At 60.6% G+C, this 4708-nt stretch carries 5 protein-coding genes; 2 read left to right on the top strand and 3 right to left on the bottom strand.

Features of this window, described 5'->3' with window-relative positions:
- Positions 1-897, bottom strand: an 897-nt coding sequence (locus tag ACRESD_RS07310; protein WP_431750310.1) for an allantoate amidohydrolase, incomplete at its 3' end; no start/stop codon positions are given.
- 12 nt (positions 898-909) lie between these two features.
- A complete protein-coding gene (locus ACRESD_RS07315; protein ID WP_431750311.1) occupies positions 910-2229 on the bottom strand; it encodes an MFS transporter in 1320 nt (439 codons plus the stop codon).
- A 157-nt stretch (positions 2230-2386) separates the two neighbouring features.
- Between ACRESD_RS07315 and ACRESD_RS07320 the strand changes: the two genes are divergently transcribed.
- Entirely contained in the window at positions 2387-3325 is a 939-nt protein-coding gene (locus ACRESD_RS07320) for a LysR family transcriptional regulator (protein WP_431750312.1), read from the top strand.
- Between the two features lie 46 nt (positions 3326-3371).
- On the opposite strand, the gene ACRESD_RS07325 is transcribed toward ACRESD_RS07320, so the two are convergent.
- The gene (locus ACRESD_RS07325; RefSeq protein ID WP_431750313.1) at positions 3372-3890 is read right to left on the bottom strand and encodes a tetratricopeptide repeat protein; all 519 of its coding nucleotides are present in this window, start codon (positions 3888-3890) and stop codon (positions 3372-3374) included.
- Positions 3891-4131: 241 nt separating this feature from the next.
- On the opposite strand from ACRESD_RS07325, the gene ACRESD_RS07330 reads away from it, so the two are divergent.
- Positions 4132-4708: MFS transporter (locus ACRESD_RS07330; protein WP_431750314.1), on the top strand; the 577-nt coding region annotated here is incomplete at its 3' end.

The raw sequence follows: 4708 nt of genomic DNA on the forward strand, positions 1-4708 counted from the left end.
CACCTGTTGCTCCATGGCCTCAATGTCGGCATCGCGGTGATGACGCAGGTCGACAGTTAAGTTCAACAAGCCGGGAATGGTGTTGCGTGATGACTTGGCGATACTCAATTCGCCGACCGTGGTCAGCCCTTCCGGGGCGAAATCCGCCGCGAGGTTTTCCAGGGCCTGGAGCATTTGGGCGGCGCCATACAGCGCATCTTTGCGCAGCGGCATCGGTGTGGTGCCAGCATGGGCGGCCATGCCTTCGACCCGTACATCGAGCCAGCGAATCGCCTGGCCACCGGTGACCACGCCGATGCTCTTGGCGTTGTCCTCCAGAATCGGGCCTTGCTCGATATGCGCTTCGAAATACGCATCCACGTCGCCGCCCAAAACGCGTGAGCCGTTATAGCCGCTGGTGCGCAACGCCTCGGCCACACTGATCCCTTCAACGTCGGTGGTCGCCAGGGCCTTGTCCAGTTCCAGGCTGCCAGTGAACACCGCCGAGCCGAGCATGGCGGGCGTAAAACGCGCGCCCTCCTCGTTGGTCCACACCGCAATTTCCAACGGTTTGCGGGTTTGGATAGCGTGATCGTTCAAGCTACGGACCACCTCCAGCCCCGCCAACACACCGTAGACACCATCGAAACGCCCGCCTTCGGGCTGGGTGTCGAGGTGGCTACCCATCATCACCGGGGCAGCATCCTTATCTGTACCGGCGCGACGAGCGAACAGGTTGCCGATGGCATCCACGCTCAAGGTCAGCCCGGCGGCGGTGCACCAGTGGCTGAACAGTTCGCGACCGGCCTTGTCTTCAGCACTCAACGCCAGCCGACAACTGCCGCCCCGTGCCGTAGCACCGATCTCGGCCATGGCCATCAGGCTGTCCCACAGGCGCTCGCCATTAATCTTCAACATCACTTTATCCTCTTAAACGCTGTGCGCCATTTCAAGGCGATGGGCGCTGGCGTGGCGGCGCGACAACGCCAGTACGCACACCAGCGAGACCGCCGCGATCAGGCTGTAAAACACTGCCATCGGCCACCATTGGCCTTGGTATTCATGGGCCAGCCAGGTACCGATCAACGGCGTCAAGCCACCGGCCAACGCACCGCACACCTGGTAGGCCAGGGAGATCGCGGTGTACCGCACGCGAGTTTCGAACAGACCGCTGACGAAGCCTGCGATCACCGCATAAAACGAGGCCATGCACACCACCGCCAGGGCAATGCCGAGGATGATCAACGGCGCCTGGCCGCTGCTGACCAGCACGAACATCGGGTAAGGCGAGGCCATCGCCAGTACCGTCATGGCGCACAGAAAACGCGTGGCGCCAACCTTCTCGGCCACCCAGGCGGCCAGTGGCTGGATGCAGAACTGGATAATGGCGACGAAGAATAGGCACTCCAGAATCAACGAGCGTGGCAAGCCCAGTTGCTGGGTGCTGTAGGCAATCATGAAGGTGTTGGTGAAATACACACCGGCGATGCCCAGGGTGTTGGCGCCGATGCACAACAACAGTGGGCGCCAGGCGGTCTTCAGCACTTCGATGACCGGGGCCTGATCCTGCTTGATCGCCCTAGCCTTCTCCGCCAGGGCTTTGTCTTCAAGGAATTCGGGGGATTCGTTCACGCCCAGGCGAATCGCCAAACCGACGATCAACAACAAGGCACTGGCCAGGAACGGCACACGCCAGCCCCAGCTCAACAAGGCCTCTTCCGGCAACCGGGTAACCGCACTGAATGCCAGCAGTGACAGGATCAACCCCGCTGGGCTGCCCAGTTGTGCAAAGGAGGCAAAGAAGTTGCGACGGCCCTTCGGCGCATGTTCGCCGGCCATCAGTACCGCCCCGCCCCACTCGCCACCGACGGCAATGCCCTGTACGACGCGCAATAACACCAACAGCACCGGCGCGGCGGCACCGATCTGCGCGTAGGTCGGTAACAGGCCGATGCATACCGTGACCACGCCCATCATCACCAACGTGATCACCAGGGATTTCTTGCGCCCGATCCGGTCACCGATATGTCCGAACACGATGCCGCCCAATGGCCGCGCAAAGAAGCCCACTGCAAAGGTGCCGAATGCCGCCATGGTGCTGAACAGCTTGTCGTCGGAAGGGAAAAACAGCTGGCCGAACACCAGCGCAGCGGCGGTGGCGTAGATGTAAAAGTCGTACCACTCGATCATGGTGCCGATAAAAGCGGCGGCGGCAGCACGGCGCGGCTGCGGCGAAGCGGAAGGCTTCATGGGGCTGGCTCCTTTGGTTATTTTTTTGGCAGGAGAAGGTCAAACGCATGCGCTCTGATGGCGCTTGTTGAGGATGATTTATCGTCGTGAGGCTATGATTAGTCAATTTTCTATTTATTATTCCAATTATAAATCTCACTTATTATTGAGCCGCACCATGCCCGAAACCCGCCGCGATATTCACCCGCTGCTCAATGATCGGCTGGACTGGAACCTGCTGCGCACCTTCCGCGTCATTGGCCAGGAACTGAGCATCAGCCGCGCCGCCGCGCGTCTGCACCTGACTCAACCCGCCATCAGCCAGGCGCTCAAACGCCTGGAAGAGCAGCTCGGCTGCCAACTTATCGTGCGTCGCGGTCCTCGTTTCGTGCTCACCGAGGCGGGCGAACAGATCTTCGCCATTGCCGGCGAGATGTATGGTCAGGTCTCGCAAATGAGCAATGCCCTGCAAAAACCGGGTGATGAGGTGATCGGCAAAGTGCGCTTGCTGATGATCAGCCGGATAAATTCAGACACCTTCGACGACTTTCTCGCCGACTTCCACCGTGAACATCCCCGGGTGGACCTGGAAGTTGAAGTGATGCGCAGCTCCGACATCGTTGCCGCGCTGCTGGAGAAAACCGCCACCCTGGGCCTGAGCCTCAATCGCCGGCCACAACCGCGCCTGGAACAACGCCTGTTCCTGCGTCAGCGCTACGCGTTTTTCTGCGGAAAACACCATGCACTGTTCGGGCGTACGGGGTTGGCCGAGGGCGATTTGCAGTCAGAGAACTTCGTGAGTTTTACCAGTGACCAGATCGGCGGAATGCTGTCGCCGCTGACGATTTTCCGTGACCAGCAGGGTTTCAGTGGGCGCATCGTAGCGTCATCGTCCAGCCTGGAAGAAGTGCGCCGCCTGGTGATTGCCGGGTACGGCCTGGGCTGCCTGCCGATTCATGTGGTGGCGCAAGATGTGCAGAACGGGCTGCTGTGGCGGCTGCCGCCGGATGACGGGATTGCCGATGTGGATATTCATTTGCTGTGGAATCGGGAGCAAAAGATGAGTCGGGCGGAAGCGGTGTTTATCGAGCAGCTTTCGTCACGGCTTGCCCGATAATCACGGCCTGCCCGCCCCACTCAGGTGATTGGCATGCCACCCGGCTTCACGTCTGTGGCCCGGCAGCGATAGCTTCGGCCAAGTCTTGGTACTCTTCGCAAGTCGTGCTGCACAAAGCTTTGATTTTCGCCAATTGCTCCTGCGCCAGGTCCACGCGACCTTTGATCACGTAGGCCTCCCCCAGATACTCGCGAACTTGGGCGTAGTTGGGATCGAGCGCGACCGACTTCAAGTAATAATCGATGCCTTCATCGGTGCGCCCCAACTTGCGCGTGGCATAACCGCGGTAGTTGAGGGCTTTGGCGGTGTTCTGGTTTTGCAGGGTGTCGAGCAGGGCCAGGGCCTCGTCGTAGCGGCCAGCCTTGGCCAGGCGATAGGCATAATCGGTGCGATCGGCGTCCGAGGTGGCTTTGCTGGTTTGCAGTACGCACTTGCCGGCCTTGGTGTCCCAAACCTGGCCTTTGGGGCAATTGGGCTTGGGCGGTGTCGACTCATCACCGGAGGCATAGGCGTGGCCTGCGAGTACAGCGGCAACCAGGAAAAGCACGGTGCGATAGGTCTTCATGGTGGTCATGCTCCGTCACGATGAGGAAATACAGCAAGAGACACAGCCACCATGCGCCCTTTTCGTCACCAGGTTAAGCGTCGACCGACTGCTGGCTAAAGTGCGTCTAATCGATTGCACTGATGATTATTATCGAAACGAGCGCCTGAGGGTTTGGCAAAACCGGTTTATATAATCGCCTTCAATTTCTCCCCTCCCCACGCCTGACTTCAGGCGACATTCCCCCTTGGAACCCAATACCATGCCAAGTGCCAGCCAGGCCCCTAGCGGCCGTCCTGAACATAATCAACAGAGTGTCAAACAGCAGTGGCTGGCGATTCTCTCGGTAGCCGTGGGTGCATTCGCCCTGGTGACCAGTGAGTTCCTGCCGGTAGGCGTGCTCAACGACGTCGCCAGTGATCTCGGCATCAGCGCCGGCCATGCCGGCCTGATGGTGACCCTGCCCGGCATCATGGCGGCCCTCGCCGCGCCATTGCTGTCGGTGATCATTGGCGCCCTGGACCGTCGCTATCTGCTGATCGGCCTGACGCTGATCATGATCATCGCCAACACCGTCGTGGCTTTCGCCAGTGACTTCAGCCTGCTGCTGTTCGGCCGCGTCCTGCTGGGGATCAGCATCGGCGGGTTCTGGGCCACGGCCATCGCCCTCAGCGGCCGCCTGGCCCCCAACGGCGTGGGCGTAGCGAAGGCCACCTCGATCATCATGATGGGCGTGACCCTGGCCACCGTACTCGGCGTACCCGTCGGCACCTGGCTCAGTGGCCTGATGGGCTGGCGCATGACCTTCCTGGTCACCGCGCTGGTGGGCGTCCCGGTGC

The organism is Pseudomonas sp. (assembly GCF_050739995.1).
In the GTDB taxonomy this organism is placed as follows: Bacteria; Pseudomonadota; Gammaproteobacteria; order Pseudomonadales; family Pseudomonadaceae; genus Aquipseudomonas.